Raw genomic sequence first — 26,926 nt, forward strand, 5'->3', positions numbered from 1 at the left:
GGGTGAATCCGCGTCCGATATTGAACTGGGGCATTGCCACGTCGCTGGTGGCGGCCACGGCGCTGGCGCTGCTGCTGTGGGTCGGCTGGCGGTCAGTCACCGTCGCTCCCACGCAGCCGCCCGCCGGCGTGATGGTGGTATTTGCCGCGCAAGCGATGTCGCCGGAAACACGGCAAGCGGCAACGGCAGGGGCGCGCCAGTCGGCAGCGTCCAGTGCCGCCCGGCCGCCAAAGAGTGCAGTCCGGGAAGAAGCGACGCCCGTGCTGGCGCGTGCCGCTGCGCCGGGGATTGTCGTTGCGGAAAAAAAGGAAAAGACAACGCCCAGCCCGTCAACAGATCCTGGCAAGGATGCCGCCAAGGAAGAATCCATGCCCGCGCAAGCGAGCAGCAGCGCCACGCCGGCTCCCGCCGCCGTGCGCGGTTCACAGGCGGCGCCATTCGATAGCGATACGCCGTCGAACAATGCCGCGCCGGCCAGTTGGCAAAGCCGCGTGCTGGGTCACCTGGCGCACTTCAAGCGCTATCCGGGCGATGCGCGCCAGCGCAAGCGGGCTGGCGCCGCCTGGGTGCGCTTCCAGGTGGACCGCGACGGCAAGCTGCTGGCCAGCGAGCTGGTCACTTCATCGGGCACGGTGCTGCTCGACCGCGAAGCGCTGCAAGTGCTTGAGCGCGCGCAACCGCTGCCGGCGCCGCCCGACAACGTCCTGCGCCAGGGCACGGTGACGGTGACCTTGCCCGTGTCGTTCAAGCTCGACGCCGGGAGCGGCCACGGCGCCAGCTGAATTTTTTCAATCACATAAGAAATCGAGGGTGTATGCATATCAAGACAATGACGCAGGCCGTGGGCATCTGCATGGCCTTGCTCGCGCAGCAGGCATGGGCGCAACAGGCACAAGAAAGTGGCAAGGTCGTGTTTTCGCCGCTGAATGTCTCGGGTGAAACGGTACCCGTAGAACAGCAGGCGCTGGAAAAACCGGGCGCCGTCAGTGCGCGCGGCGCCGATACGCGCTTGCAATCCGTGGACCAGATACTGCGCGGCATGCCGGGCACGTTTACCCAGATCGATCCAGCGCAGGGGGCTGTCAGCGTGAATATCCGCGGCCTGTCCGGCTTTGGCCGGGTCAACACCATGGTCGATGGCGTGACGCAAAATTACTATGGTAGCGCACCGTCGGAAGTGGCGCATGGTAGCGTGCCCAGCAGCCAGTTCGGCGCCCTGATCGACCCGAATTTCATCATCGGCGTGGACGTGTCGCGCGGTAATGTCGTTGGCGGCGACGGCGTCAATGCGCTGGGCGGCAGCGCCAACTTCCGCACCATCGGAGTCGATGACGTGGTGTTGACGGGCGACAAGGTGGGTGCGCGCACGAAAATGTCCGCCGGCAATAACGGCGTGGGGCGCAGCGCCATGCTGGCCGTGGGCATGAAAAACCCCGCCTTCGATGGCGGCAGCGTCGGTTTCATGGCCGCCACGAGCGCCAGCGTGATCGGCAACAATTACAAGAACGGCAAGGGCACGGACAGCGAGCAATTCGGCTTCGGCTACAACCGTTTTTATCAACAAAAGCCCAAGTCGCAACTGCTCAAGCTGGACCTCGCACTGAGCGACTTTCATGCGCTGGAACTGTCGGCGCGCGATTACCGCAATACGTTTACGCGCCGCGATATCCGGAGCGATGATTACTATGTGAAATATCACTACACGCCGTTTTCGGAATTGATCGACCTCAACGTGGTTGCCAGCAGCAGCCGCGGCAAGCAGAAATACATGCCGGAAGCATTGATCAATTTCGTCAACACGAGCACGGTCAACCGCGCCGACGCGGTTGACATCAACAACACCAGCAGCTTCAGGCTGGCGGGCGGCGATGCGCTGCTGACCTTGGGCGGCAAGCTGATGCGCAATCAATACAGCAAGCACGTGGAAAGCCTCGTCGACGATCCCGACAATCCGGACGCGAACCGGCAATCGATTGAAAACAATACCTTTGGTCCGGCCGGCAAGCAAAAGATCGACAGCCTGTATGCGGGCCTGCAATACAACCGCGGTATCTATCAGATCAACGCGGGCCTGAACGCCACGCGTTTCGAACTGACGGGCTACAAGCCGGCCTGCGACGAACGCGTGAAATGTTTTCCGCAAGGGGAGGCAAATATCGCGCTGAAGGAACACGGCATCAATCCTTCGCTGCTCGTTTCCGCACAGGTGACGCCATGGTTCCAGCCGTTTGCCAGCGCCGAGCGCACCATGCGCGGGCCGAATCCGCAGGAAGTGTTTTTCTCGAACGATGGCGGGGCGTCGATGAATCCGTTTTTGAAGGGCGAGAAAGCGACGACCTATCAGCTGGGCTTCAATTCCAGCCTGCACGGTTTGCTGAGCGCCAACGATGCGCTGAACTTCAAGGCCCTGTATTTCAAGAGCAAGATCGACGGCTATATCACCAGCCAATCCTTCCTCGTCTGCGATAACGGGCGCAAGTGCAATATGTCGGAAGTGATCGCCACGGACTGGGAGACGGTCGATGAATATGTGACGAACATGTATATCTACATCAACTCGGCCACGCCCGTGCGCACGCGCGGCTGGGAACTGGAAGCCCAGTATCAGCTGGGCCCGGCCTTTGCGCGGCTGTCGTACACGCGTGAAAAGACCAGTCAGCCCACCTCGATCGCCAGCGCGTGGTTTGGCGCCTCGGACATCAGCGAGTTGCCCAGCACCTACTACAACCTCGACGTGGGCACACGCCTGCTGGACAATAAAATGGAAGTCGGCGCCATCATCAAGCACACGGGATCGAACCGCCGCCTGTCGCCGGACAATGAAGCCGATGAGGCGACGGGCGAAGTACTCAAGGCAGACAATCCGAAGATCCCGGCCGTGATCGATTTGTACGCGAGCTGGCAGGTGACGAAAAACCTGTTCCTGCGCCTGTCCGTGCAAAACGCCATGGACAAGAATTACTCGGAAGCGCTGAACCGGCTGAACTCGATGCCGTCGCAGTCGAACGACAATACGCCGATGAGTACGGCGCGGGGGAGGACGTATGTGGCAGGGCTGGAGTACCGGTTTTAAGGTAGACCCCAGCCCTGCGCTATGGCTTAATTAGTACTCGCGTGGCGTCGTTCCATAATAGCTGTGGATCGACGTCGCCCAGGCTTGGTCCGCCATGTTCGGCCAGTTATCCGTGTCGAAGCCGGGCGCGTTTTCGATGCGCTCCTTGTCGACGTTGAGGGTGAAGCGCTTGTTGACGGTGTCGAGCAGCAGTGCTTCCCACGGCACGGCGAACAGCTTTTCGCCGATGGTAAACACACCGCCGTGCGACATGACGGCGTAGGCGATTTTGCCGCTGCGCATGTCGATCATGATTTCCTTGATTTCGCCCAGATGTTCATCCTTGGCGTTGTGCACATGGTCGCCGATCAGGGTGTCGGCACCCATCAGTTCCGGGCCGGGGCCTTTGTGGCCGCGGTTGACATACATGCCGTAGGCGTCGCGTTCTTCGTAGCTCATGATGGACCTCCTGTTGAAAATGCCAGTCTGCCGCCAGGGTGCGGCAGGGTCTGTTCGCTCGCCCACACAAAGTATGGAATTGGAAATATTTCAATTATTGCCAGCTTGCAATTTTGTTGTGCGTAGGCAGCAGGAGGGCGACGGATAGTCGGTATTTGCCGCAAATTTCCGCGCGCGGGGGGCGACGCAGGCGGGCTTTAGTGTATAATTTCAATTTCCCGCACGTGCCGTTCGGCACCATCTGCAATGACCAAATTTGTCTTCGTCACTGGTGGCGTTGTGTCTTCCCTTGGAAAAGGGATTGCCGCCGCCTCCCTCGCCGCGATCCTCGAATCGCGCGGCCTTAAAGTCACCATGCTCAAGCTCGACCCGTATATCAACGTCGATCCTGGCACGATGAGCCCTATGCAGCACGGTGAAGTATTCGTCACCGATGACGGGGCCGAAACCGACCTCGACCTCGGTCACTACGAGCGCTTCATCTCCACCCGCATGAAAAAGGTGAATAACTTCACCACCGGCCAGATCTATGAATCGGTGATCCGCAAGGAACGCCGGGGCGAATATCTGGGCAAGACCGTGCAGGTGATTCCGCATATCACCAATGAAATCCAGGATTACATCCGCCGTGGCGCCGAAGGCTACGACGTGGCCCTGTGCGAAATCGGCGGCACTGTCGGCGATATCGAATCCTTGCCATTCCTGGAAGCGGCACGTCAACTGAGCCTGCGCGCCGGCCGCAAGAACACGGCCTTCGTCCACCTGACCCTGGTGCCTTACATCGCCTCGGCCGGTGAACTGAAGACCAAGCCGACCCAGCACTCGGTGCAAAAGCTGCGCGAAATCGGCATCTTGCCAAACGCCTTGCTGTGCCGCGCCGACCGCGCCATCCCGGAAGACGAACGCGCGAAAATCTCGCTGTTCTCGAACATCGAGGAAGACGCCGTCATTTCCGTGTGGGACGTCGACACCATCTACAAAGTGCCGCAAATGCTGCACGACCAGGGCCTCGACAAGATCATCTGCGACGCGCTGGATCTCGATCCCGCACCGGCCGACCTGTCGATCTGGAGCAAGCTGATCTACACGATGGAACACCCGAAGGCGGAAGTGACTGTCGGCATGGTCGGCAAGTATGTCGAGCTGACCGAGTCGTACAAGTCGCTGATCGAAGCGCTGCGCCACGCCGGCATCCACACGGAAAGCCGCGTCAACATCGAGTACATCGATTCGGAAGAAATCGAAACGACCGGTTGCGACAACCTGGCCAAGTACGACGCCATCCTGGTACCGGGCGGCTTCGGCAAGCGCGGCGTGGAAGGCAAGATCAAGGCGGCCCAGTTCGCCCGTGAAAACAAGATCCCTTACCTGGGCATCTGCCTGGGCATGCAAGTGGCCCTGATCGAATACGCGCGCAACATGGCAGGCATGCCGAACGCGAATTCGACCGAGTTCGACCTTGATACGGATCAACCTGTCGTTGCACTGATCAATGAGTGGCAAAACCACGATGGTAAAGTCGAGTTGCGCGATGAAAACTCGGACCTGGGCGGTACCATGCGCCTGGGCGCGCAGACCTGCGCCGTCAATCCGGGCACCCTCGCCGCCGAGATCTACGGCAGCGTGGTGACCGAGCGTCACCGTCATCGCTACGAAGCCAATAATCACTACCTGGCCCGTGTCGAAGCGGCTGGCCTGACCGTTTCGGCCCGTACGCCGAGCGAAGATTTGTGCGAAATCATGGAATTGCCACGCACGGGTGAGAATGCCCACCCATGGTATATGGGCGTGCAATACCATCCTGAGTTCAAGTCGACGCCACGCACCGGCCATCCGTTGTTTACCTCGTTCATCAAGGCAGCGCTGGCGCACAAAGAAGCCAACGCCGCTGCGCAATAACGCAGGTCGATCGCGACAGTATTACCCGTAAGACAGCTCCCGGCCAGATGGTTACCGCCGGGAGTTTCTTTGCCCCCTTTGTGCAATTGCGCATCAGAACGCAGTGTGCAGCCCCTGTTACGCTTAACTTTGGAGAATGACATGAGTGCTATTGTTGATATTATCGGTCGCGAAATCCTGGACTCGCGCGGTAACCCGACCGTCGAATGCGATGTGTTGCTGGAATCGGGCGTGATGGGCCGTGCGGCCGTACCGTCGGGTGCCTCGACCGGTTCGCGCGAAGCCGTGGAATTGCGCGATGGCGACGCCAAGCGCTACTTCGGCAAGGGCGTGCTGCAAGCATGCGAAAACATCAATACCGAAATCTCCGAAGCCATCATGGGCCTGGACGCCAATGAACAGGCTTTCCTGGACCGTACCCTGATCGACCTGGACGGCACGGAAAACAAATCGCGCCTGGGCGCCAACGCCATCCTGGCCGTCTCGATGGCTGTCGCCAAGGCTGCCGCTGAAGAAGCGGGCTTGCCGCTGTACCGCTATTTCGGCGGTTCGGGCGCCATGCAGATGCCAGTGCCGATGATGAACGTCATCAACGGCGGTGCGCACGCCGACAACAACCTGGACATCCAGGAATTCATGATCATTCCCGTGGGCGCTCCGTCGTTCAAGGAAGCCGTCCGCTACGGCGCGGAAGTATTCCACACGCTGAAGAAGATCCTGCACAAGAAGGGCCTGAACACCAACGTGGGCGACGAAGGCGGTTTCGCGCCATCCCTGGCCAACCATGAAGAAGCCATCAAGCTGATCATCCAGGCCATCGAAGAAGCCGGCTACGAGCCAGGCACGCAGATCGCCATCGGCCTCGATTGCGCCGCGTCCGAGTTCTACAAGAACGGCAAGTACGAAATGGAAGGCGAAGGCCTGAGCCTGACCGCCACCGAGTTCACCAACCTGCTGGCGACCTGGTGCGACAAGTACCCGATCATCTCGATCGAAGACGCGATGCATGAAGGCGACTGGGACGGCTGGGCGATCCTGACGGCGGAACTGGGCAAGAAAGTGCAACTGGTCGGCGACGACCTGTATGTCACCAACACCAAGATCCTGAAAGAAGGCATCTCGAAAGGCATCGCCAACTCGATCCTGATCAAGATCAACCAGATCGGTACCCTGACGGAAACGTTCGCCGCCATCGAAATGGCCAAGCGCGCCGGTTACACGGCCGTCATTTCGCACCGCTCGGGCGAAACGGAAGATTCGACCATCGCCGATATCGCCGTTGCCACGAACGCCCTGCAGATCAAGACCGGCTCGATGTCGCGCTCGGACCGCATGGCCAAATACAATCAGCTGCTGCGTATCGAGGAAGACCTGGGCGACATCGCCAGCTACCCTGGCCGCGATGCGTTCTATAATCTGAAGTAAGCTGATGTAAAACCCACTGGCCGGCCGGAGATATCCGGCCGGTTTGTTAACCGACTACCCCATGCGCCTGATTACGCTCGCCCTGACAGCCTTGCTGCTGCTGATCCAATTTCCCCTCTGGCTGGGTAAAGGCGGCTGGCTGCGCGTTGCCGACATGGAAGCCCAAGTGGCGGTGGCCAATAAAAAGAATGTGGAATTGAAGGCGCGAAACGCCAAGCTCGAATCCGAAGTGCGCGACCTGAAAGATGGTACGGGCGCCGTCGAGGAGCGTGCCCGCTATGAGCTGGGCATGGTCAAACAGAATGAGATTTTCGTGCAGATCGTGCGCAAGGGACAAACCCCGCCACTGCTGGAAACGCCGGTGGACGCCGCTGCGCCGCACTGAGTACGCTGACTGCCTGTTACTTCCCGCTTGCCAGCCTGGACCGATTGCCAGGCTGACATATCACTGCTTGATTACTACCTGTTACTTATTACTTTCTACTGCTATACACGACTGCCTTGCTGCTTGCTGATCAGAAACGGGCCTTGCCGGTCGAGATCAGGTAGAAATGGATGCCGGTAACGACGATGGCTACGGCGATCAGTGCGGTTTCGAGAAACATCATAAAATTTCCTTTTAAATTAGTCGTGACTTTTTAGCCGCGCGAGGCCAGAAAGCGCAACTCGGCTGCGAGGTTAGGCATCAGTTTTTCGTAGCGGTTCGCTTCCGAGTTCAGCAGGGCGAAATCGCGCTTGCTTGGGCGCACATAGCGCTCGTCGTCGGTGCTGGTCGTCGCGGTGGCGATGACTTCCTTCTGGGCCAGTTCGCTGTACGGCTTGGAAGCGAGCAGGGCGCCCAGGAAGGCGCGCGTGGCGCGGCCCAGGTTGCTGAAATAGTTGTCGTTGCTGTAGGTGTTGGTAAAAGTGGACATATGCCCTCCATGAGTGGTCTGTTGTTGCATTGCACAATAGTGGAGTTGGCGATATATGTCTAATTCCAAATTCCAATTTCAGAAATTCAAGAAACGAATAATAAGGGCGTAGCCGCCGGCCACGCCCTGAAAAAGAATTTGTTACGAAATGTTTATCCGGCGGCGATACGCCCCAGACCCGGATCGTCGCTGAAAAAACCGTCCAGTCCCGTCTCGATATAGCGCCGCATTTCCGCGACGGATCCCGCTTCGTTGCGCGCGTTTTCACCATTGCCATTGCGGAAGTCGGCCGCCAGGAAACGGTTTTCCGGACGGAAGGTCCACGTGTGCAGCAGCAAGCCCGCCTGGTGCGCATCGTCGACGATGGCAGTGGGCTTGGCCAGGCGCTGGTCGGCGCCCAGCGGGATAACGCCGCGCGTTGGCGGCGCCACCACGTCCGCGTAGGCGGCGATGTCGCGCAGGCCTGCCGGCGTCGTCATCTGTCCGAACGTCAGCTTGCCGCCGGCCTTGGCCACGTCCATCGGGCGGATATCGCCGCCCACCACCAGCTGCATCAGGCGCACGTTGGCGCGCCGTCCCAGCTTCTCGCGCAAGTATTTTAAATTCGCCACTTCGAAGGACTGGATTTCGATCGGCGCGCGGCGCGTGTATTCGTGCGCCAGCATGGTCGACAGGAAACGGTCTTCCAGCGCCAGGCCCGCATCGCGGAAGTAGGTCGAGCTTTTCAGCTCGGGCACGAGGCCGATGATGCGGCCGCTGGCGGCCGATTGCGCTGCAACAAAATCGATGATTTCTTCCCACGTGGGAATCTGGAATTGTCCATCGTACAAGGTGTTGCCGGTACGTACTTTCGGCAGCCGTTCGATGGCGCGCAGGGTTTTCAATTCCGCCAGCGTAAAGTCATCGACGAACCAGCCTTCGTGCCATTCGCCGTCGACCATCTTCTTGCCGCGCCGGCTGGAAAATTCAGAACGGCGCGCCACGTCGGTAGTGTCGATCAGGTTGCTTTCGTGGCGGGCCACAAGGATGCCGTCGCGCGTGGCGACCAGGTCCGGCTCCACGTAGTCGGCGCCGTCGAGGATGGCCTTGGCGTACGACGCCAAGGTATGCTCGGGACGCAGGGCGCTGGCGCCCCGGTGGGCGAACACGAGCGGGCGGGCGGGTGGCGCAGCCAGCAGGCCGGCCGCAAAGCCGGGCGCGGCGGCCAGCGCCAGGCCGCCGGCGGCCGCCCGGACGAAGCTGCGGCGCGAAAAATGCCGTTGCGGCAAGATTGGAGTACGCATCAGAAGTCCGTCGTCAAGGTGAGGAAGCCCTGGCGCGGGGCGATCGGGAAGGTGTTGTACGTCTTGTCGGCCGCGCCCACCACCACGTTCAGCGAGCCTTCGCGGTTGGTCAGGTTGCTGACGTTCAGGCGCCAGCGCGGGTTTTTCAGCCAGCTGGCCATGGCCGGCAGCTTGCCCGATACGCCCAGGCCCATCAGGAAATAGCTGGGCACGGACAAATCGTTGGTGTAGGTCGCGTAGCGCTTGCCCACGTAATCTCCCGTCAGCTGTACTTCGATATCGCCAAACGTTGCCGAGGCAACAAACTTGTTCAGCCACTCCGGCGAACCGGGCACGTTCTTGCCGGCTGTGAGCACCAGCGCGGCGCCATTGTTGTAATTGTCCGCGTATTGCGAACGGTTGTACGACAGTGCATTGTAGAACGAGAAATTGTTGCCGAAGTGAACGGTGCCGGCAATATCGATGCCGTCCGTGCGCACGCTGCCCACGTTGGCCAGCACGGGGTTGCCGCCGATGATCGAGGAAATCACGGGGGTCGGGCTGATCTGCAGCAAGCGGTTGCTGAAGTCGACGTGGTAGACGTTGACTTGCCCATCGATGGCCGTGATGGCGCCCAGGTTCAATGGATGGCTGCCGCGCACGCCCACTTCATAGGTGAGGGCCGTTTCCGGCTTGGCGTCGCGCTTGAACAAATCAAAAGCGGCCTGGCTTGACAAGCTCCATGGCGAGGCTCCGCCACCGCCATAGGTGACGAACTGGCGCATGTTTTTCTGGATATTGAAGTACAGCTGGTCTTGCGGCGTGAAGTCCCAGCGCGCGCCCACTTGCGGCAGGAACCATTTTTTCGTGTTAATGGTGCCGACCGGCAAGGCCGTCGAACCGCCGGCGATGGCGCCCTTGGCCGGCTGCACGGGGAATTGGCCATCGGCAAACTGCAAGCTGGACTTGAAGCCAGCCTGCAAGGCAATATCGGGGCGGATACGCCATTCATCCTGCAAATGCAACTGCACCACCTTGTTGTCGATCTCGCTGCCGTATTGCGTGATCAAAGGATTGCTGGGGCGGTCATACGGCGACGTCGGGTTGTTGACATCGAGCGCATACCAGCGGCGGTAGGCGGACGAGCGGTTTTGTTCCAGCCACAGGCCCGCTTCCAGCTGATGCTCGCCGATTTCCTTGCGCAAGGTGGAAATGAAGCCGCCCCGCTTGATGTCGTATTCCGTCGTGCGCACGGCGTAGCCCGAGTTGCCGAAGACTTCCTTCAGGTTCTGTTTCGGGTAGTACACGCTGAACAGGCCCGGCAAGCCGGCCACGCCGATGGGGCCGGCCACCACGCCCGCGCCGTCATCCTTGTGGTAATACACCTGGTTCGACCAGGTCATGCCTTCGGACAAGTTGGCGTCGAACTTGGCGTAGGCCAGGTAATCGGTGCGCTGCGCATCGCTGTAGTAATTGCGGTAATTGTTGCCGTCCGCGGCCGGCGTCGCACCCGTTGGCGACAAATAATTGAGGGCAGCCTTGAAGTCCGGGTACAGGAAGGGGCGCGTGTAGGGCGCGCTCGTTTCGCCGGCCACGTGCACGGTGCTGTCTTCGTTCGGTTCGATCTTGTCCGAGTAATTGAAGAGCAGGGTCAGCTTGCCCGCGTCGCTGCGGTTGACGTACTTGGCGTTGAACTGGTCGCCGCCCTGGCGCGCATCGAAGTCCCAGGCGCGCGCTTCGTGGTGCAGGATGGAAAAATAGGCGCTGCTGCCGTCGCCGAAGGCGCCCGTGTCGTAGCGGGCGAACGTGCGCGAGGTGCGGTGGCTGCCCACGGTTTGCTGCAGGCTGGCGCCCTGCGTGGCCAGCGGGTCGCTGGAATAGGTTTCGATGGTGCCGCCCAGGTTGCTGGTCGAGGCCGTGGCCAAATCGCCCGCGCCCGACGACAGCACGACGCTGCGCACGTTTTCGCTGATGACGGCACGCTGCGGCGACAGGCCGTTGTAGTTGCCGTACTGCTGGTCGCCCAGCGGCACGCCATCCATGGTGTAGCCCAGTTGCTGGCCAGAAAAGCCATGCACGAACAGCGACAGGTTTTGCTCGTTGTTGCCCCATGGATCGGCCGTCTGGAAGCTGACGCCTGGCAAGGTTTGCAGGGCTTTCAGGGGATTCGTGCCGGGCAGGATTTTCTGGATTTCATTCTTGCTCAGGGCGACCGAGGAGCGCGTCTTGCGCGAGGAAATCTCTACGGTGGCCATCGGTGCGCCGTCATCGGCGGCAGTGGCGGACGCGGCCATTTCGGTGGCGGCCGAGGCCACGGCGGCGGCCACGGCCGTTTGCGCCAGGGCAGGCAAACTCAAGCCTGCGGCGCAGGCGCCCAGCAAAACATGGAAGGAATGGCGGCGCAGGGCCAGCGTCAAGTGGGTGGTCATCATCAGCCTGTGGAAAGTAGTGTGGGTAATACAAGCTGCGCAGCGTAACGGCGGCGCGTGACGGGCTGATGACGAACTGATGACGGGAAGATGACAGCAGAAACAAAGGCGCCGCCCGAGAGGCGGCGCGGAGAGATTATGGCGAAACTGTAATAATCAGTTGATGCTTGCAGCTGGCGGGATGAGCACTTCGGCTGGCGCATCCGTGATGAACAGCTGCGCGCAATCGACCTTGTCGAACTCGTAGTGCTGGCCACAGAAATCGCAGTTCACGCCCACCTGTCCCACTTCTTCCAGGGTGCTGTTGACTTCTTCCTCGCCCAGCATCTTGAGCATATTGCCCACTTTTTCGCGCGTGCAGCTGCAATGGAAGCTCGGGTGCAGCGGGTCGAAGACGCGGATCGTTTCTTCCCAGAACAAGCGCTGCATCAGGGTGTCGATGTCCGTCGACAGGATTTCCGCCTCTTTCAGGGTCGAGGCCAGCATCACGGCGCGGTTCCACGTGTCGAGCGCATCTTCTTCCGACACGGGCGTCGCCTCGGCCTTGCCGCCATGGTGCGGCAGTTTTTGCAGCAGCAGGCCGCGCGAAACGGTGTCGTCCGTGGCCAGCCACAGACGCGTGTCGAGCTGTTCCGAACGCAACATGTAGTTTTCGATCACGGTGGCCATGTCGTCGCCGTCCAGCGGCACGATGCCCTGGTACGGTTGCTGGCCTGGCACCTTGTCGGCCGGGTCAAGGGTGATGATGAAACGGCCCTTGCCCGTGGCGTTGAGCAGTTGCGGCACGGTGGCCACGTCGGGGATGGCGGCGTCCGGGTCGAGCTTGGCCGTGGCGCGCAGGCGCAGGTCGGAGTCGCACTCGACCACCATCAGGCGCACGGGACCGTCACCGTGGATTTGCATGATGATGGAGCCGTTGAATTTCAGGTTGGCCGACAGCAGGGCGGCGGCAGCCACCATTTCGCCCAGCACCTTTTTCACGGCCGTCGGGTAGGCGTGGCGCGACACCACTTCCTGCCACGTGTGGGACACGTCGATGAACTGGCCGCGCACGGCGGCGTTGTCGAAAATAAATTTTTGCAGGGTATCCTGGCCGGTAGCGGCTGCGCTGACGGCGCCCGTGGTTTCAGTCGTCATTCTTTTATCCAATCTTCTTGAGTTGCGTATTAAATAGCTGGCCGCGTTGCACATAGTTCACGGCATTGCCTTGTAGCCTGGTGATATCGTCTGCCGTCAGGACCCGCGCGGCTTTCGCCGGTGAGCCGATGATCAGCATATTGTCGGGAAATTCCTTGCCTTCCGTGACCAGCGCGCCCGCGCCGACGAGGCAGTTTTTGCCGATCTTCGCGCCGTTCAGGATCACGGCCTGGATGCCGATCAGGGCGCCATCGCCGATCGTGCAGCCATGCAACATTGCTTGGTGGCCAATGGTTACGTTCTGGCCGATGTCCAGCGGGTAACCCGGGTCCGTATGCAGCACGGCGCCTTCCTGCACATTGCTGTTGGCGCCCACGGTAATGCGTTCGTTGTCGCCGCGAATCGTGGCGCCGAACCATACGGACGTATTCGCTTCCAGGGTCACCTTGCCGATCACGTTGGCCGTGTCGGCAACAAAAGCGGAAGCATCAATCTGCGGCGCATCGGCGCCCAATTGGTAGAGTGTCATCGTTAGCCTGTGGCGGTGGTGGAAGCGCCGGGCGCGGCCGGACGCGGAAGTTTTGCGCTATTTTACGCTGTTGCAGGGCAAGTCCGAGCGCCGACCGTCAATCCGGTATAATTATCGAACGGTCGTACTTTTATGCCCGTCATATCTACAGACACAGCATGTGGCGCCATCCGCGCTACTTTCAAGGCAGGCAATGAGATGAAACCCATGAAACTTTCCCGTTCCGAATTCATCAACATCCGCGGCGCCCGCACGCACGTGCGCCACTGGGGCCGCGAAGGGGCGCCCATCCTGTTCATGGTGCACGGTTGGATGGACGTGGCCGCCTCGTTCCAGTTCGTCGTCGACGAGCTGGCTGGCGACTGGCACGTGATCGCGCCCGATTGGCGCGGCTTTGGCCTCAGCGACTACACGCAATCGGACACCTACTGGTTCCCCGACTACCTGGCCGATCTCGACGCCATGCTGCTGCACTATTCGCCGGACGCTCCCGTCAACCTGCTGGGCCACAGCATGGGCGCCAACGTGGCCGGCCTGTACGCGGGCGTGCGGCCCGAGCGCATCGGCCGCTTCATCAACCTGGAAGGCTTCGGCATGATGGCAAGCAAGCCGGAGCAGGCGCCGGGCCGCTATGCCAAGTGGCTCGATGAATTGCGCGAGCCGCCCGCCATGCGCAGCTATCCCACGCAAAAGGCCGTGGCCGAACGCCTGCAAAAGACCAATCCGCGCCTGCCGGACGAGCGCGCGGCCTTCCTCGCCGAACACTGGTCGGCGCAGAACGAGGCCGGCGAGTGGGACATCATGGGCGACCCGCAGCACAAGCGGGTCAATCCCATCCTGTATCAGGTGGAAGAAGTGATGGCGTGCTGGCGCCGCATCACGGCGCCCGTGCTGTGGGTGGAGGCTATTGATACGAATATGTGGCAATGGATGGGGCCCAAGGAGCAGGCGCGCATCGAGATCGACCGGCGTTTGGCCTGCATCAAGGATGTGCGCTGCGAGATGATGCACGATGCGGGCCACATGCTGCATCATGACCAGCCGGCGGCACTGGCGCGTCTCGTGGAAGCCTTTTTGGCCTGATGTGTGTCGGGAACGCCGCAGCGCGATTTGACAAGCAGCGTACAATGAAAACTTCTTCCATGCTGAACCCGTGCAGGGTATTGTTTTCACATGCTTAAAGTCGACCTGCATTGTCATTCGAATATCTCCGACGGCGTGCTGTCACCCGCCGCCGTGGCTGCGCACGCACGCAAGGCCGGCGTCGACGTGTGGGCGCTGACGGACCACGACGAGGTGTCGGGCGTGGCCGCCGCGCGCGCGGCCGCCCTGGACTTGGGCATGCGCTTCGTGGCCGGCGTGGAAATTTCCATTACGTGGGCCGGTGAAACCGTGCACATCGTGGGCTTGCAAGTCGATGAAAACAATCCGGGCCTGGTACAAGGCTTGCACCAGACGCGTTCCGGGCGCGACGCGCGCGGCCGCGAGATTGCCCGCCAGCTGGACCTGGCCGGCATTCCTGACGCCTATGAAGGGGCCTTGAAATTCGTCGGCAACCCGGACCTGATGTCGCGCACGCACTTCGCCCGCTACATCGTGGAAATGGGAAAATGCGCGAACATCCCCGACGTGTTCAAGAAATACCTGTCGGAAGGCAAGCCGGGTTACGTCGAGCACCGCTGGGCGACCCTGGCCGAGGCGGTGGGCTGGATACGCGGCGCGGGCGGCGTGGCCGTCATCGCCCATCCGGGCCGCTACCGTTTCAGCGACATGGCGCAAGGCGTGCTGTTCGATGAATTCAAGCAATTGGGCGGCGTGGCCATCGAAGTCGTCACGGGCAGCCATAGCCCGGACCAGTATCCCGAATATGCGCAACTGGCCAACGCCTACGGCTTCCTCGCTTCGCGCGGCACGGATTTCCATGCGCCGGGCGAGTCGCGCGTGGATTTTGCCATGTTGCCGCCGCTGCCATTAAACGTGACCCCGATCTGGCACGACTGGTTCTAGGGCGCGGCTTGCCTGCGCCTGCCGCGCGGGCTTGAAAAGTCGCGGCTGCACACTTATCTTTTAGCCATTCTTGTTTTTCCGGAGCCAACGCCCATGAAACGTATCGTCTTGTTTATCGCAACCAACCTGGCTGTGATGCTGGTGCTGTCGCTCGTGCTCAGTTTGCTGGGCGTGGGCAATCCGGCGCGCGGCAGCACCCTGAACCTGGGCAGCCTGCTGGTGTTTTCGCTGGTGGTCGGCTTTACGGGATCGATCTTTTCCCTGTTGATCAGCAAACCGATGGCCAAGTGGAGCACGGGCGCGCGCGTCATCGACAATCCGACGTCGTCGACGGAATTGTGGCTGGTCAATACCGTGCGCGCGTTGTCCGAGCGGGCCGGCATCGGCATGCCGGAAGTGGCCGTGTACGAGGGCGACGCGAATGCGTTCGCCACGGGCGCTTTTAAAAATTCGGCGCTGGTGGCTGTCTCGACTGGCTTGCTGCAAAGCATGAACCGCGATGAAGTCGAAGCCGTGCTGGGCCATGAAATCGCCCACGTCGCGAATGGCGACATGGTCACCTTGACCCTGATCCAGGGCGTGGTGAATACCTTCGTCGTCTTCATGGCGCGTGTGGTGGGTTTCTTTGTCGACAATGTGCTGCTGAAAAATAACAACCGCGAAGGTGGCGGACGGGGCATCGGCTACTTTGTTACCGTGATGGTGTGCGAAGTGATCTTCGGCTTGCTCGCTTCCATCATTGTGGCCTGGTTCTCGCGCCAGCGCGAATTCCGCGCCGATGCCGGTTCGGCCAAGCTGCTGGGCAGTCCCACGCCGATGATGCACGCGCTTGCCCGCTTGGGCGGCGTGCACCCGGGCGAGCTGCCGCAATCGATGCAGGCGCTGGGCATCAGTGGCGGCAATGGCGGCTGGGGCGCGCTGTTCGCCACCCATCCGCCGATCGAACAACGCATCGCTGCGCTGCGCGGCGTACAATAATGCTAACTTAACAAGCTGGTTCGCCAGAACGCTTACACATGAGTCAATTTTTCCAGATTCACCCCGACAATCCGCAATTGCGCCTGATCAAGCAGGCTGCGCAAATCATCCAGTCCGGCGGCGTCGTGGCCTTGCCCACGGATTCCTGCTATGCGCTCGTATGCCAGCTCGACGACAAAGGCGCCGTCGAGCGCCTGCGCCGCATCCGTGGCGTGGATGAAAAGCACCATTTAACCTTGCTGTGCCGCGACTTGAGCGAGCTGGGCGTGTATGCCCGCGTGGACAATCGCCAGTTCCGCCTGCTCAAGGCGGCCACGCCTGGCGCCTACACCTTCATCCTCGAAGCGACGAAGGAGGTGCCGCGCCGCCTCAGCCATCCCTCGCGCAAGACCATCGGCCTGCGCGTGCCGCAGCACCGCATCGTGCAATGCCTGCTGGAAGAGCTGGGCCAGCCGCTGCTGGGAGCGACCTTGACCCTGCCCGGCGACGAAGAGAGCCTGACGGACGCCGACACCATTCGAGAGCGCCTGGAAAAGCTGGTCGACCTGATCATCGATGGCGGCGTCTGCGCGCATGGCCCCAGCACCGTGATCGACCTGACGGGAGCCGAGCCGGAAGTGGTGCGCGTGGGGCGCGGCGACCCGGCCGTGCTGGGCTTGTAGAGGAGGATGGCGCGCACGTCCTGGCGCCGCTCTTCACCTGTTCTTAATGACAACATAAGAAAGTGGCCGGGACGCCTCTGGTAGAATCGCGGTCATGAGCGATTTCAATACGATAGTCCAGACCATTGCGGTGTACCTGGTGCCGGTGCTGTTTGCCATTTCCCTGCATGAGGCGGCGCACGGCTACGCGGCCCGCTATTTCGGCGACCCCACGGCCTCGAACGAGGGCAGGCTGAGCCTTAATCCCATCCGGCATATCGATCCTTTCGGCACGATCTTGCTACCCTTGATGCTGTATTTTACGATCCAGGTGCCGTTCGGCTATGCCAAGCCGGTGCCCGTCGATTTCAGCCGCCTGCGCAATCCGAAGAAGCAGATGGCCTGGGTGGCGTTTGCCGGGCCTGGCGCCAATTTCGTCATGGGCCTGGGCTGGATGATCGCCTTTGTCGTGCTCAGCGTTATGCCGCCGACGGAAATGGGCATGTTTTTCCGCAAGATGGCGGGCGCAGGCGTCAGCGTGAATGCGGCCATGTTCGTCTTTAACCTGATTCCCGTGCCACCCCTCGATGGCGGACGCATCATGACGGGCTTGCTGCCGATGCAGTTGGCGCGCCCTTACGCCAGCATCGAGCGCTACAGCCTGTATGTGTTCGGCGCCCTGGTGCTGCTGATGTACACGGGCGTATTGAACCGCGCCCTGTTGGCGGCGATCGAATTTGTCATAGGCATTTTTGTCACCGTGGTCACGCCCCTGACGGCCCTGTTGACCTGATACAAGCAACCGGATGGTCGCAAATAATTGATGGAAGTACCGATGCAAGTAACTGAACCAATACTACAAACCGAAGCGATTTCCGGCTGGCTGCGCCGCTGGGCGCCCCTGATCCCGGGCGGCGAAGTGCTGGACCTGGCCTGCGGCGCAGGCCGCCATGCGCGCCACCTGGTGAGCCTGGGCCACCCCGTGATCGCGCTCGACCATGATCCGGAAATGCTGGAAAAGGCGGCCGGCACGGGCATCACGACGTCGCTGGTGGACCTGGAAGCGCCGGGCGCCGTATGGCCCTTCGCGCCTGGCCGTTTTGCCGGCATCGTCGTCACGAATTATCTGCACCGGCCGCTGCTGGACGCCATGATTGCCAGCCTGGCGCCCGATGGCGTGCTGCTTTACGAGACGTTTGCCGAAGGCAATGAGCAGTTCGGCAAGCCGTCGAATCCGAAATTCCTGCTGAAGGAAGGCGAAATGCTGACGTGGGCGGTGCAGCAGGGCTTGCGTGTGGTAGCGTATGAGGATGGGCGCGTGGAGCAGCCAAAAGCTGCTCTGGTGCAACGAATTTGTGCCGTCCGGCCGGATTTTCCACGGTTGGCAGCCCTGCTGCCGACGTTTTGAGCGGCCATACTATGTCAGAATGCACCACAGGCGCGGGCTATCCGCTACAATCGTTGTTTTATTTATCGGCGCTATAAACTTACTATGATCAAGGGCAGCATTGTAGCAATCGTCACCCCGATGCACGCAGACGGCAGTCTGGACTTTCCAGGTCTGCGCAAGCTGATCGACTGGCATATCGCCGAGGGTACGGACGGCATCGTCATCGTTGGCACAACGGGCGAATCGGCAACAGTCAGCGTGGAAGAACACTGCGAACTGATCCAGTTGACCGTCGAACATGCCAAGGGACGCATTCCTATCATCGCTGGCGCCGGAGGCAACTCCACGGCCGAGGCGATCAAACTGACGCGCTATGCGAAAGAAGCGGGCGCCGATGCTGTATTGCAAGTGGTGCCGTACTACAACCGTCCTACCCAGGAGGGCATGTACCAGCACTTCAAGGCCATCGCCGAAGCCGTCGACATCCCTGTCATCCTGTACAACGTGCCTGGCCGTACGGTTGCCGACATGAGCAACGAGACCATCGTGCGCCTGTCTGCCATCCCGAATATCGTCGGCGTGAAAGATGCGACCGGCAATATCGGCCGTGGCATCGACCTGCTGCGTTTGGTCCCAGCAGACTTCGCCGTGTACTCGGGCGACGATCCGACGGCCATGGCGCTGATGTTCTGCGGCGGCCACGGCAATATTTCCGTGACGGCCAACGTCGCGCCGCGCGCCATGCATGAACTGTGCGTCGCGGCCATGGCGGGCGAGCGCGCCACGGCAATTGCCATCAATAACAAAGTTTTTCCTCTGCACCAGAAGTTGTTTGTCGAGCCCAACCCGGTGCCCGTCAAATGGGCGATGGCCGAAATGGGCCTGATGCCTGCCGGCATACGCTTGCCACTGGTGCCGCTGGCTGAAAATTGCCATGCCACCGTGCGCGATGCCTTGCGCGACGCCGGTATCCTGTCTTAAGGCCGAACTTCAAGCCCGGACTCGACCAGTCCGGACCTTCCCTGATTCCAGCTGCTACTTAGCTTCTTATCCAGTTACGACATGACTAATTGCAAGAAAAACCAATCGGCGCCTGCCACCATCGCCGTCCGCGGCATCGTCATCGGCGCCATCGCAGCCAGCCTCGCGGGTTGCGGCATGATCAGTTCGGTAGTCGGCGGCGACAAGGTCGACTACAAGTCGGTCAAGAAAGCCGGCACCCTGGACGTGCCGCCTGACCTGACGCAATTGCAGCAGGACAACCGCTACTCCTTGCCGGATGCGAAAAACGGCGTGGCCACGGCTTCCGGCTACAACGCGCAGCGCAACGCCACGGCCGGTGCGCCTGTCGTCGTTGGCGCCGACGGCGTGGTCGGTGTCGTGCCGGTCACGGCAGGCGGCGTGAAGGTCGAGCGCGCGGGCAACCAGCGCTGGCTGGTCGTCAAGCAGTCCCCTGAAGTGCTGTGGCCGCAACTCAAGCAGTTCTGGGAAGATTCGGGCTTTACGGTCGCCATCGACCAGCCGACGGCTGGCATCATGGAAACCGAGTGGAACGAAAACCGTGCCAAGGTGCCGCAAGACTTTATTCGCAACACCATCGGCAAGGCTTTCGACTCGCTGTATTCGACCGGTGAAAAAGACAAGTTCCGCACCCGCGTGGAGCGCCTGGCCGATGGCTCGACCGAGATCTACATCAGCCACCGCGGCGTGGAAGAGGTGGTCACGGGCCGCGACAAGGAAACCACCACCTGGACCGCCCGCCCGAACGATCCGGGCCTGGAGGCGCAATTCCTGGCCAAGCTGATGACGCGTCTGGGCGCGGCCAGCGACGATGCGCAAGCGAAGACGGCTGTCGATGCCGCCATCGTGCAGCCGCAGCACGCCAAGCTGGTCGGCGACGCCGCCACGCCGTCGCGCGGCATTGAAGTCGATGAAGGTTTCGACCGCGCCTGGCGCCGTGTTGGCCTGGCGCTGGACCGTGTCGGCTTTACCGTGGAAGACCGCGACCGCACGCAAGGTACGTATTTCGTGCGTTACGTCGATCCGGACGCGGTCAAGAAAGATGGTTTCTTCTCGAAACTGTTCAGCTGGGGCTCGTCTTCCGACAAGGATAAGGAAGCGCAGCGCTACCGCGTCCTCGTCAAGGCCGGTACGGGCTCGACCAGCCTGGTCAGCATCCTCAGCAACGAAGGCCAGCCTGATGTCTCGCCAGTGGCAGAGAAGATCCTGGGCCTGCTGAACGACCAGTTGAAGTAAGATTCGCCGAGTGGTGGCTATCAAAAGCTGCCACGCATCATAAAAAAGGCTGGCCCGGTGCAAACCGGGACAGCCTTTTTATTTTGGGTACGCAATAGATGCTTGCGACGCCCAACAAAAAAGCCGGCCCTAAGGCCGGCTTTCTCTAGTGCGGGGTGCTAAATTACTTAGCAGCCGATGCAGCAGCCGAAGCGGCAGCAGCAGCGTCCGAAGCGGCCGAAGCAGCGCTCGAAGCAGCAGCAGCAGCGTCGGTAGCGGCCGAAGCAGCAGCGTCAGCAGCAGCAGCAGGAGCAGCTTCAACTGCTGGTGCTGGTGCTGGGGTTTCAACTACTGGTGCTGGTGCAGGAGCTTCTTCTTTTTTGCTGCAAGCAGCCAGAGCAACAACCATCAGGGAGGCGATCAGCAGGGATTTTTTCATTTGTTTTCCTTAATTATTTCAAAAAATAAATCAATATTGTTGCGATGAATAATTACCGGTAATTATCGCTCGTTAGGTCGTCTTCGAAGGCTTTTCGTACCAGGTGGTGCCTGCCAGACAACGGAAACTTCCTAACCGAATATTATAGCGATTTTTGGTGCGTCGCAATAGGAGCAAGAGGCAAATTCGCAACTATTTTGTGATATCGCAATATTTGCCGAAGCAAATTGCAAGCAAGTGTAAGCGATTTGCGAAAGCGCGACAAAACGATATAAAAATAATATCTTTCTTTGCGCTGGCGCAGAAGCTGTTCTTTTACCTACTGTAATACCACTTTGCTACGACACGATCATTCAAGCCAGTTCGATCCAGCCATCCTGATACCAGGTATACAAGGCATCCATCACGTCATCGGAAGCCTGGGCCACGGCGGCGCCGTCGAGGGCGCGTTCGTTGGCCAGGGTTTCCAGGGCCGTTTTGTCGGCCTTGCCAATGGCAAACGATTCGCCATTGATGAAGACATTCTTGCCACGATACAGCATCAGGGTCTTGCGTGACAACACGACACCTTTTTTCTGCGCGGCATCCGCGAAACGGCCTACCGTCAGCGGCTTGGACAGCGGCGTGAAAAACACATTGTGCTTCGGTTCCGACAGGTGTTCGCCGAGGAAGATGGTGACGTCTTCTTCCGTGAAGCGCACCTTGTTCATTTCTTCCGTGATGGTGGCGAGCATGTCGCGGGGGATTTCCGCCGGCTTGCCCGACGCTTTCAGGTCGGGATCGCTGTAGATACCCGGCAAGTCGATCGAATCGGCCATGAATTGCAGGAAGGCTTCGCCCAGTTCCTGGAACGATGGCGAGCGGAAGCCGATCGAATACGTCTGGCAGTCGCCGATGGCCACGCCGTCGTGCGCGTAGTGGGGCGGCAAGTACAGCATGTCGCCCGGTTCCAGGGTGAATTCTTCGTCGGGCGTGAAGTTGCTGAGGATTTTCAGCGGCAAGCCGTCGATCAGGCTCAGGTCCTTCTGCGCGCCGATGCGCCAGTGGCGCTTGCCCTGGCCTTGTAGCAGGAACACGTCATAGGAGTCGAAATGCGGGCCCACGCCGCCGCCATCGGTGGCAAAGCTGACCATCAGGTCGTCCAGGCGCGCGTCCGGCAGGAAGCGGAACTGGCGCAGCAGGGCGTCGGCCTTGGCGCTGTGCAGGTTGGCGCCCTGCACCAGCAGGGTCCATTCCTTCTGTTTCAGCGAAGGCAGGCTGGTCAGCGGACCTTGCTGCATGTTCCAGTGGCCATCCGCATGGCTGACCAGGCGCGATTCGACGTGGTCGAGGGTAGCCAGCTCGGCCAGGGCCTTGAAATCGAACAGCGCCTTGAAGCCGGGTACGGCTTGACGGATCAGCAAGGGCTTTTTATGCCAGTAGTCGCGCAGGAATTGCGCCGGCGTGATATCGCCGAGGAGAGTTAATGTTTTCATGCGCCCATTATAACAACCGGAAATGCAGGAATGCGCCTGCCGTTGGCGGCGTGAAGGTATAATTTGCCAGCTTATACAATGAAAGGAAGCATAATGAAGATTGCCAAAAATACGGTCGTGACTGTCAACTACAAACTGTCAGACGCGCAAGACAATCTGATCGAAGACGGCCGCCAGCCGATGGTCTACCTGCACGGTGATTATGAAAACACCCTGCCGAAGATCGAAGAGGAGCTCGACGGCAAGGAAGTTGGCTATTCCAACACGATTCAGATCGAACCGGATGATGCTTTCGGTGAATACGATCCAGCCCTGGTCAAAGTCGAGCCGCGCAATCGCCTGCCTGAGCCGCTGGAAGTGGGCATGCAGTTCGAAGGCATGCCGGAAAGCGATTCGCCGGACGAAGAAGCGATGATCTTCACGGTCACCGACATCGCCGATGACAAAGTCGTGCTGGATGGTAACCATCCACTGGCCGGCATCGCGTTGCGCTTCTCGCTGACCGTCGCTGACGTGCGCGCCGCCACCGACGAAGAAATCGCCCATGGCCACGTGCATGGCGCACACGGCCACGACCATGGTGATGATGAAGAAGAGGGTGACGAAGGCGATCACTTCCGCACCCATCCAATTCACTAATCTGGAGGCGCCTGACCAACCTACTGCGCGCAGCGGGGCGCGGCCGGCGATGCTCACCGTACTAGAGTACGGTTGCGCTTCTCGGCCACGCCGCGCAGCTGCTCGCTACGGTTTTGTCAGGCGCCGTGACGCTGGTGGGTTGGATAGATAAAGGCTGGCTTTGCGTCGGCCTTTATCTATTGTGGCGCATGTTTATCTGCGCGCAGTCGACGCCTTGGCGCGCGCTTGCGCCGATGGCCTGACGGCGCGTTGACGCACCTCAAAGAATGGGGTCTTGCCTGGCCGTACGGCGATGGCGGACCAGTCGTTGTCGATGCTGACGTGGCCCAGGTTGCCTTTCCAGCTGATTTTCGGCCCGCCTGCCTTGGCCGCGGCCTTTTTACTCTTTCCTTCCTTGCCGTCCGCCTCGCCATCGCGCTGCGTATCGACCAGCAGCACCTTGCCGCTGAACTTCTTCGCCAGGGTACGAACCTGCTTGCGCGGGCCGGCAAAGCCGTCCTGTTTCGAGCTGAAGCTGGGCAGCAACGAATTGTCGTCTTCGTCGAGCACGCCCATGTCGCCATCGGAAAACAGCACGATGCCGTCGAGCTGCTTGCGCTGCGCCATGGCGAACAGGCGCTGCAGCCAGGAGCGGTTGGCGACCAGGCGGTCTTCGAACTCGCTGTTGCGTCCCGCTTCTGGCAGGAAATGGTTGTTATTCGCGGGCAGGTTGATGGTGGCAAACAGCACGCCGCCATATTCCCAGTGGGCATTTTCCGCATAGCTGCGGAACTTCGCCGTCGATGACAGCCGCGACAGGGTCAGCTTGCGCTGGCCCAGGCTCTGGTCGTCGGCGAAATACACGTCGCGCAAGCGGTTCAGGCGTTCGATGGCGTTGACCCTGCCGCGCGAGTTGCGGCAGTTCGCCCAGTCGCTGGCCGACAACGAGACGATCAGCGGCGGGCCGCTGGCGTCCAGCAAGTCCTTGCGCTGGCTGTACAGTTTGTCGCTGCACGATTCGCTGGCCGCCTTGATGCCGGTCGCCACGACGAACGATGCATTGAAGGCGCTGGTATCGGCGATGGCTTTTTTCAGGGGGCCATCGTCGGGCCCGGCGTTGAAGGAATGGCCCAGCACGGCAAACTCGAAGCCGGCCTGGTCGCTCTGGGCGGCCAGCGCCGCTTGCCATGGCAGGCTGGCAGCCAGCAATCCGGCGGCCAGCAGGTGGATCGCGCTGCGCCGGCAGGTCATGCGGCGGCCAGCCGTTTCAACTGATACAGCTGCTCGAGCGCATCGCGCGGCGTGAGCGCATCGGGATCGAGGTCGGCGATGGCGTCGAGCAAGGCTTGCTGCGCCGCGTTCAATGCGGCCAGCGGCGCCGATGCTTCCTCTTCTTCCTCTTGCGCATACGGATCGGCTGCCGGCGCGGCGAACAGGTCGCGCTGCGGCGTGGCGTCGAGTGCCTGCGCTTCCAGGCGCGCCAGGTGCTTGCGCGCGGCCTTGATCACGGGCTGCGGCACGCCGGCCAGTTGCGCCACCTGCAAGCCGTAGCTTTGCGAGGCGGGGCCAGGCTGCACGGCGTGCAGGAAGACGATGCTGTCCTTGTGCTCGACGGCGGACAGATGCACGTTGGCGGCGCTCGGGTGGCTGTCCGGCAGTTGCGTCAGCTCAAAGTAATGCGTGGCAAACAGGGTGAAGCTGCGGCTCGTATCAATCAGGTGGCGCGCGATGGCCCACGCCAGGGCCAGTCCGTCGAAGGTGGAGGTGCCGCGGCCCACTTCGTCCATCAACACCAGCGAGTGTTCGGTGGCGCCGTTCAAAATAGCTGCCGATTCCGTCATTTCCACCATGAAGGTCGAACGTCCGCCCGCCAAGTCGTCGGTGGCGCCGATGCGCGTGAAGATGCGGTCGATGGGGCCGATGGTGGCGGAAGCGGCCGGCACGTAGCTGCCCACGTAGGCCAGCAGGGTGATCAATGCCACTTGGCGCATGAAGGTCGATTTACCGCCCATGTTCGGGCCGGTGATCAACAGCAGCCGGCGCTCGTTGACGAAGCGGCAATCGTTGGCGATGAAGCGCTCAATCTGCTTTTCCACCACGGGGTGGCGGCCTTCGACGATGTTGATGCACGGCTCGTCGACCAGTTGTGGCGCAGCCCAGTTGTGCTGCTGCGCATGTTCCGTCAGCGCGTTCAGGGTGTCGAGCTGGGCCAGGCCTTGCGAAATGGTCTGCAAAGTGCCGATGTGCGGCGCCAGGTCGGCCAGCAGCAGGTCGTACAGCATCTTTTCGCGCACGAGCGCCTTGTCTTGCGCCGACAGGGCCTTGTCTTCGAACACTTTCAATTCCGGCGTGATGTAGCGCTCGGCGTTTTTCAGGGTCTGGCGGCGGCGGTAGTCGTCCGGCACCTTGTCCGTCTGGCCGTGAGTGACTTCAATATAGAAGCCGTGCACCTTGTTGTATTCCACGCGCAGGTTGGCGATGCCCGTGCGGGCCCGTTCGCGCGTTTCCAGGTCGAGCAGGAACTGGCCCGCGTTTTCCGACAGTGCGCGCAATTCATCGAGTTCCGTATCGAAACCGGTGGCGAACACGCCGCCGTCGCGCACCATGGCGGCTGGTTCCTGCGCCACGGCGCGCACCAGCAAGTCCAGGCAGGCGGTCGGTGTCGCCAGGGCCGTGTGGATGGCGGCCAGCAAGCCGGTTTCGCCGCCCTGGCCGGGACCATAACAACGGACGACGTCGCCGCGCAGGGCCGGCAGTTGCAGCAGGCCATCGCGCAGGGCGGCCAGGTCGCGCGGACGCGCCGACAGCAGCGCGATGCGCGTGGTGATGCGTTCGATATCGGGTACTTGCGCCAGGGTGGCGGCGAGCGGAGCGGCCGCTTCGCTTTGCGCCAGCGCGGCGATGGCTTCATGACGCGCGCGCGCTACCTTCTGGTCGCGCCGCGCATGGTGCAGCCAGTGGCGCAGCATGCGCGAACCCATCGCCGTGCGGCAATGATCCAGCAAGGAGAACAAGGTAGGCGACTCCTGGCCGCGGATGGTTTCCGTCAGCTCCAGGTTGCGCCGCGTGGCCGCGTCCAGGCCAATGAATTCGCTTTCCGTTTCCGTCGTCAGGGAGCGCACGTGCTGCAGGCCGCGTCCCTGCGTAGCTTGCGCATAGCGCAGCAACGCGCCGGCCGCGCCGAACGCGGCGCCGAGGCCATCGGCGCCAAAGCCCGTCAGGGTCGCCACGCCCAATTGATCCAGCAGGGCCTTGTGGCCGCCGACCACGTCGAAATGCCAGTCCGGCACGCGGTTGATGTGCGTGCCCGCGTAGTCGTCAAACAGGTTGCCATTGTCGCCGCTGAGAATTTCCGCCGGCACGATGCGTTCCAGCTCCTGCTGCAGGCGCACGGCCACGGTGGATGCGTCGCCGGAAAATTCCATCAGTTTCAAGGCGCCGCTGGCCAGCGACAGCCAGGCCAGGCCCGTCGTCACCGTCTTGCGCTGCGTGATGCTGCACATGGCCAGCAGCGGGCGCTCGGCCTTCTCTGGCAGCAAGTCCGCATCCGTCAAGGTGCCGGGCGTGACGACGCGCATGACCTTGCGCTCGACAGGACCCTTGCTGGTGGCCGGGTCGCCGATCTGTTCGCAAATGGCCACCGACTCGCCCAGCTTGACCAGCTTGGCCAGATAGCCATCGAGCGAATGAAACGGCACGCCGCACATCTTGATAGGATTGCCACTGGCCACGCCGCGCGCCGTCAGGGTAATGCCCAGCAGGCGCGACGCTTTTTCCGCATCCTCGAAAAACAGCTCGTAGAAATCGCCCATGCGGTAGAAGACCAACATCGTCGGGTGGTTTTCCTTGATGCCAAGATATTGCTGCATCATTGGCGTAAGCTTTTCAGCCGAATTTTTCTTTGCCGCGGCGGCGTTGATTTCTTTTGGGGCGGTGGTCATGTGTTCTTTGTCGTTGGTCCGGCGGCAGGGAAGGCATGCCTGCCGGGCTGTGGGTGGTGCTATGTGCATTCAAGGCCGCGCCAGAGGGGCGGAGCT

24 protein-coding genes are annotated in these 26,926 nt (G+C 61.2%); 14 read left to right on the forward strand and 10 right to left on the reverse strand.

Annotation, left to right across the window (positions count from 1 at the left end; all coding sequences use genetic code 11):
- Both GYK42_RS25150 and GYK42_RS25155 read left to right on the forward strand, forming a co-directional pair.
- Positions 1-782, forward strand: a 782-nt coding sequence (locus tag GYK42_RS25150) for an energy transducer TonB (protein ID WP_166449717.1), incomplete at its 5' end; no start/stop codon positions are given.
- A gap of 32 nt (positions 783-814) precedes the next feature.
- Positions 815-3,073 carry a TonB-dependent receptor domain-containing protein gene (locus GYK42_RS25155; RefSeq protein WP_166449718.1) on the forward strand — a complete coding sequence of 753 codons (2,259 nt, stop codon included), beginning with the start codon at positions 815-817 and terminating at the stop codon, positions 3,071-3,073.
- A gap of 30 nt (positions 3,074-3,103) precedes the next feature.
- On the opposite strand, the gene GYK42_RS25160 is transcribed toward GYK42_RS25155, so the two are convergent.
- Positions 3,104-3,511, reverse strand: coding sequence for a PRC-barrel domain-containing protein (locus GYK42_RS25160; protein WP_034750714.1), 408 nt, complete (start codon positions 3,509-3,511; stop codon positions 3,104-3,106).
- A 246-nt stretch (positions 3,512-3,757) separates the two neighbouring features.
- Between GYK42_RS25160 and GYK42_RS25165 the strand changes: the two genes are divergently transcribed.
- From GYK42_RS25165 to ftsB, 3 genes are all read left to right on the forward strand, one after another.
- Positions 3,758-5,410 carry a CTP synthase gene (locus tag GYK42_RS25165; protein WP_166449719.1) on the forward strand — a complete coding sequence of 551 codons (1,653 nt, stop codon included), beginning with the start codon at positions 3,758-3,760 and terminating at the stop codon, positions 5,408-5,410.
- A gap of 141 nt (positions 5,411-5,551) precedes the next feature.
- Entirely contained in the window at positions 5,552-6,835 is a 1,284-nt protein-coding gene (eno, locus tag GYK42_RS25170; protein ID WP_034750709.1) for a phosphopyruvate hydratase, read from the forward strand.
- A 61-nt stretch (positions 6,836-6,896) separates the two neighbouring features.
- Complete coding sequence (ftsB, locus tag GYK42_RS25175) at positions 6,897-7,220, forward strand: cell division protein FtsB (RefSeq protein WP_166449720.1); 324 nt, start codon at positions 6,897-6,899, stop codon at positions 7,218-7,220.
- 253 nt (positions 7,221-7,473) lie between these two features.
- Here the strand turns inward: ftsB and GYK42_RS25180 are convergent, their stop codons facing one another.
- The 5 genes from GYK42_RS25180 to GYK42_RS25200 all read right to left on the reverse strand — a co-directional run bounded on the left by GYK42_RS25180 (position 7,474) and on the right by GYK42_RS25200 (position 13,106).
- On the reverse strand, positions 7,474-7,749 hold the full coding sequence (locus GYK42_RS25180) for a hypothetical protein (protein ID WP_166449721.1): 276 nt from the start codon (positions 7,747-7,749) through the stop codon (positions 7,474-7,476).
- A 152-nt stretch (positions 7,750-7,901) separates the two neighbouring features.
- Entirely contained in the window at positions 7,902-9,032 is a 1,131-nt protein-coding gene (locus tag GYK42_RS25185) for a glycerophosphodiester phosphodiesterase (RefSeq protein ID WP_166449722.1), read from the reverse strand.
- On the reverse strand, positions 9,032-11,443 hold the full coding sequence (locus tag GYK42_RS25190; protein ID WP_240943810.1) for a TonB-dependent receptor: 2,412 nt from the start codon (positions 11,441-11,443) through the stop codon (positions 9,032-9,034). The genes GYK42_RS25185 and GYK42_RS25190 overlap by 1 nt, the downstream gene beginning before the upstream one ends.
- A 153-nt stretch (positions 11,444-11,596) precedes the next feature.
- Entirely contained in the window at positions 11,597-12,577 is a 981-nt protein-coding gene (gene hslO / locus GYK42_RS25195; RefSeq protein ID WP_166449723.1) for an Hsp33 family molecular chaperone HslO, read from the reverse strand.
- 4 nt (positions 12,578-12,581) lie between these two features.
- A complete protein-coding gene (locus GYK42_RS25200) occupies positions 12,582-13,106 on the reverse strand; it encodes a gamma carbonic anhydrase family protein (RefSeq protein WP_166449724.1) in 525 nt (174 codons plus the stop codon).
- Positions 13,107-13,313: 207 nt separating this feature from the next.
- Here GYK42_RS25200 and GYK42_RS25205 point away from each other — a divergent pair, with 207 nt between their 5' ends.
- The 8 genes from GYK42_RS25205 (at position 13,314) to bamC (ending at position 20,378) form a co-directional block, all read left to right on the forward strand.
- Entirely contained in the window at positions 13,314-14,189 is an 876-nt protein-coding gene (locus GYK42_RS25205; protein WP_166449725.1) for an alpha/beta fold hydrolase, read from the forward strand.
- Positions 14,190-14,279: 90 nt separating this feature from the next.
- Positions 14,280-15,113 (forward strand): 3',5'-nucleoside bisphosphate phosphatase, encoded by an 834-nt coding sequence (locus GYK42_RS25210; protein ID WP_166449726.1) that lies wholly within the window; start codon positions 14,280-14,282, stop codon positions 15,111-15,113.
- A 93-nt stretch (positions 15,114-15,206) separates the two neighbouring features.
- Entirely contained in the window at positions 15,207-16,091 is an 885-nt protein-coding gene (gene htpX, locus GYK42_RS25215; RefSeq protein ID WP_034750690.1) for a protease HtpX, read from the forward strand.
- A 38-nt stretch (positions 16,092-16,129) separates the two neighbouring features.
- Positions 16,130-16,753, forward strand: a complete 624-nt coding sequence (locus tag GYK42_RS25220; protein ID WP_166449727.1) for an L-threonylcarbamoyladenylate synthase — start codon at positions 16,130-16,132, stop codon at positions 16,751-16,753.
- A gap of 94 nt (positions 16,754-16,847) precedes the next feature.
- Positions 16,848-17,525 carry a site-2 protease family protein gene (locus GYK42_RS25225; protein ID WP_046685843.1) on the forward strand — a complete coding sequence of 226 codons (678 nt, stop codon included), beginning with the start codon at positions 16,848-16,850 and terminating at the stop codon, positions 17,523-17,525.
- A gap of 42 nt (positions 17,526-17,567) precedes the next feature.
- On the forward strand, positions 17,568-18,140 hold the full coding sequence (locus tag GYK42_RS25230; RefSeq protein WP_046685842.1) for a class I SAM-dependent methyltransferase: 573 nt from the start codon (positions 17,568-17,570) through the stop codon (positions 18,138-18,140).
- Between the two features lie 84 nt (positions 18,141-18,224).
- Positions 18,225-19,103 carry a 4-hydroxy-tetrahydrodipicolinate synthase gene (gene dapA, locus GYK42_RS25235; RefSeq protein ID WP_034750679.1) on the forward strand — a complete coding sequence of 293 codons (879 nt, stop codon included), beginning with the start codon at positions 18,225-18,227 and terminating at the stop codon, positions 19,101-19,103.
- 81 nt (positions 19,104-19,184) lie between these two features.
- A complete protein-coding gene (gene bamC / locus GYK42_RS25240; protein ID WP_166449728.1) occupies positions 19,185-20,378 on the forward strand; it encodes an outer membrane protein assembly factor BamC in 1,194 nt (397 codons plus the stop codon).
- Positions 20,379-20,541: 163 nt separating this feature from the next.
- Here bamC and GYK42_RS25245 read toward each other — a convergent pair whose 3' ends face one another.
- Positions 20,542-20,796 (reverse strand): hypothetical protein, encoded by a 255-nt coding sequence (locus GYK42_RS25245; protein ID WP_071650198.1) that lies wholly within the window; start codon positions 20,794-20,796, stop codon positions 20,542-20,544.
- A gap of 353 nt (positions 20,797-21,149) precedes the next feature.
- The gene (locus tag GYK42_RS25250) at positions 21,150-22,271 is read right to left on the reverse strand and encodes a cupin domain-containing protein (RefSeq protein ID WP_046685839.1); all 1,122 of its coding nucleotides are present in this window, start codon (positions 22,269-22,271) and stop codon (positions 21,150-21,152) included.
- Between the two features lie 93 nt (positions 22,272-22,364).
- On the opposite strand from GYK42_RS25250, the gene GYK42_RS25255 reads away from it, so the two are divergent.
- On the forward strand, positions 22,365-22,910 hold the full coding sequence (locus GYK42_RS25255; RefSeq protein WP_166449729.1) for an FKBP-type peptidyl-prolyl cis-trans isomerase: 546 nt from the start codon (positions 22,365-22,367) through the stop codon (positions 22,908-22,910).
- A 192-nt stretch (positions 22,911-23,102) separates the two neighbouring features.
- On the opposite strand, the gene GYK42_RS25260 is transcribed toward GYK42_RS25255, so the two are convergent.
- Together GYK42_RS25260 and mutS are read right to left on the reverse strand one after the other, a co-directional pair.
- Positions 23,103-24,140: a hypothetical protein gene (locus tag GYK42_RS25260; protein ID WP_166449730.1), complete on the reverse strand. Its 1,038-nt coding sequence runs from the start codon at positions 24,138-24,140 to the stop codon at positions 23,103-23,105.
- Positions 24,137-26,830: a DNA mismatch repair protein MutS gene (mutS, locus tag GYK42_RS25265; RefSeq protein ID WP_166449731.1), complete on the reverse strand. Its 2,694-nt coding sequence runs from the start codon at positions 26,828-26,830 to the stop codon at positions 24,137-24,139. The genes GYK42_RS25260 and mutS overlap by 4 nt, the downstream gene beginning before the upstream one ends.
- Positions 26,831-26,926 lie beyond the last annotated feature (96 nt).

This window comes from Janthinobacterium lividum (assembly GCF_011601275.1).
Lineage (GTDB): Bacteria > Pseudomonadota > Gammaproteobacteria > Burkholderiales > Burkholderiaceae_D > Janthinobacterium > Janthinobacterium lividum_E.

Excerpts from the sequence above, each read along its gene's own strand:
- GYK42_RS25155 (WP_166449718.1), top strand. The coding sequence starts at position 815 with ATGCATATCAAGACAATGACGCAGGCCGTGGGCATCTGCATGGCCTTG.
- GYK42_RS25160 (WP_034750714.1), bottom strand. The coding sequence starts at position 3,511 with ATGAGCTACGAAGAACGCGACGCCTACGGCATGTATGTCAACCGCGGC.
- GYK42_RS25165 (WP_166449719.1), top strand. The coding sequence starts at position 3,758 with ATGACCAAATTTGTCTTCGTCACTGGTGGCGTTGTGTCTTCCCTTGGA.
- eno (WP_034750709.1), top strand. The coding sequence starts at position 5,552 with ATGAGTGCTATTGTTGATATTATCGGTCGCGAAATCCTGGACTCGCGC.
- ftsB (WP_166449720.1), top strand. The coding sequence starts at position 6,897 with ATGCGCCTGATTACGCTCGCCCTGACAGCCTTGCTGCTGCTGATCCAA.
- GYK42_RS25180 (WP_166449721.1), bottom strand. The coding sequence starts at position 7,749 with ATGTCCACTTTTACCAACACCTACAGCAACGACAACTATTTCAGCAAC.
- GYK42_RS25185 (WP_166449722.1), bottom strand. The coding sequence starts at position 9,032 with ATGCGTACTCCAATCTTGCCGCAACGGCATTTTTCGCGCCGCAGCTTC.
- GYK42_RS25190 (WP_240943810.1), bottom strand. The coding sequence starts at position 11,443 with ATGATGACCACCCACTTGACGCTGGCCCTGCGCCGCCATTCCTTCCAT.
- hslO (WP_166449723.1), bottom strand. The coding sequence starts at position 12,577 with ATGACGACTGAAACCACGGGCGCCGTCAGCGCAGCCGCTACCGGCCAG.
- GYK42_RS25200 (WP_166449724.1), bottom strand. The coding sequence starts at position 13,106 with ATGACACTCTACCAATTGGGCGCCGATGCGCCGCAGATTGATGCTTCC.
- GYK42_RS25205 (WP_166449725.1), top strand. The coding sequence starts at position 13,314 with ATGAAACTTTCCCGTTCCGAATTCATCAACATCCGCGGCGCCCGCACG.
- GYK42_RS25210 (WP_166449726.1), top strand. The coding sequence starts at position 14,280 with ATGCTTAAAGTCGACCTGCATTGTCATTCGAATATCTCCGACGGCGTG.
- htpX (WP_034750690.1), top strand. The coding sequence starts at position 15,207 with ATGAAACGTATCGTCTTGTTTATCGCAACCAACCTGGCTGTGATGCTG.
- GYK42_RS25220 (WP_166449727.1), top strand. The coding sequence starts at position 16,130 with ATGAGTCAATTTTTCCAGATTCACCCCGACAATCCGCAATTGCGCCTG.
- GYK42_RS25225 (WP_046685843.1), top strand. The coding sequence starts at position 16,848 with ATGAGCGATTTCAATACGATAGTCCAGACCATTGCGGTGTACCTGGTG.
- GYK42_RS25230 (WP_046685842.1), top strand. The coding sequence starts at position 17,568 with ATGCAAGTAACTGAACCAATACTACAAACCGAAGCGATTTCCGGCTGG.
- dapA (WP_034750679.1), top strand. The coding sequence starts at position 18,225 with ATGATCAAGGGCAGCATTGTAGCAATCGTCACCCCGATGCACGCAGAC.
- bamC (WP_166449728.1), top strand. The coding sequence starts at position 19,185 with ATGACTAATTGCAAGAAAAACCAATCGGCGCCTGCCACCATCGCCGTC.
- GYK42_RS25245 (WP_071650198.1), bottom strand. The coding sequence starts at position 20,796 with ATGAAAAAATCCCTGCTGATCGCCTCCCTGATGGTTGTTGCTCTGGCT.
- GYK42_RS25250 (WP_046685839.1), bottom strand. The coding sequence starts at position 22,271 with ATGAAAACATTAACTCTCCTCGGCGATATCACGCCGGCGCAATTCCTG.
- GYK42_RS25255 (WP_166449729.1), top strand. The coding sequence starts at position 22,365 with ATGAAGATTGCCAAAAATACGGTCGTGACTGTCAACTACAAACTGTCA.
- GYK42_RS25260 (WP_166449730.1), bottom strand. The coding sequence starts at position 24,140 with ATGACCTGCCGGCGCAGCGCGATCCACCTGCTGGCCGCCGGATTGCTG.
- mutS (WP_166449731.1), bottom strand. The coding sequence starts at position 26,830 with ATGACCACCGCCCCAAAAGAAATCAACGCCGCCGCGGCAAAGAAAAAT.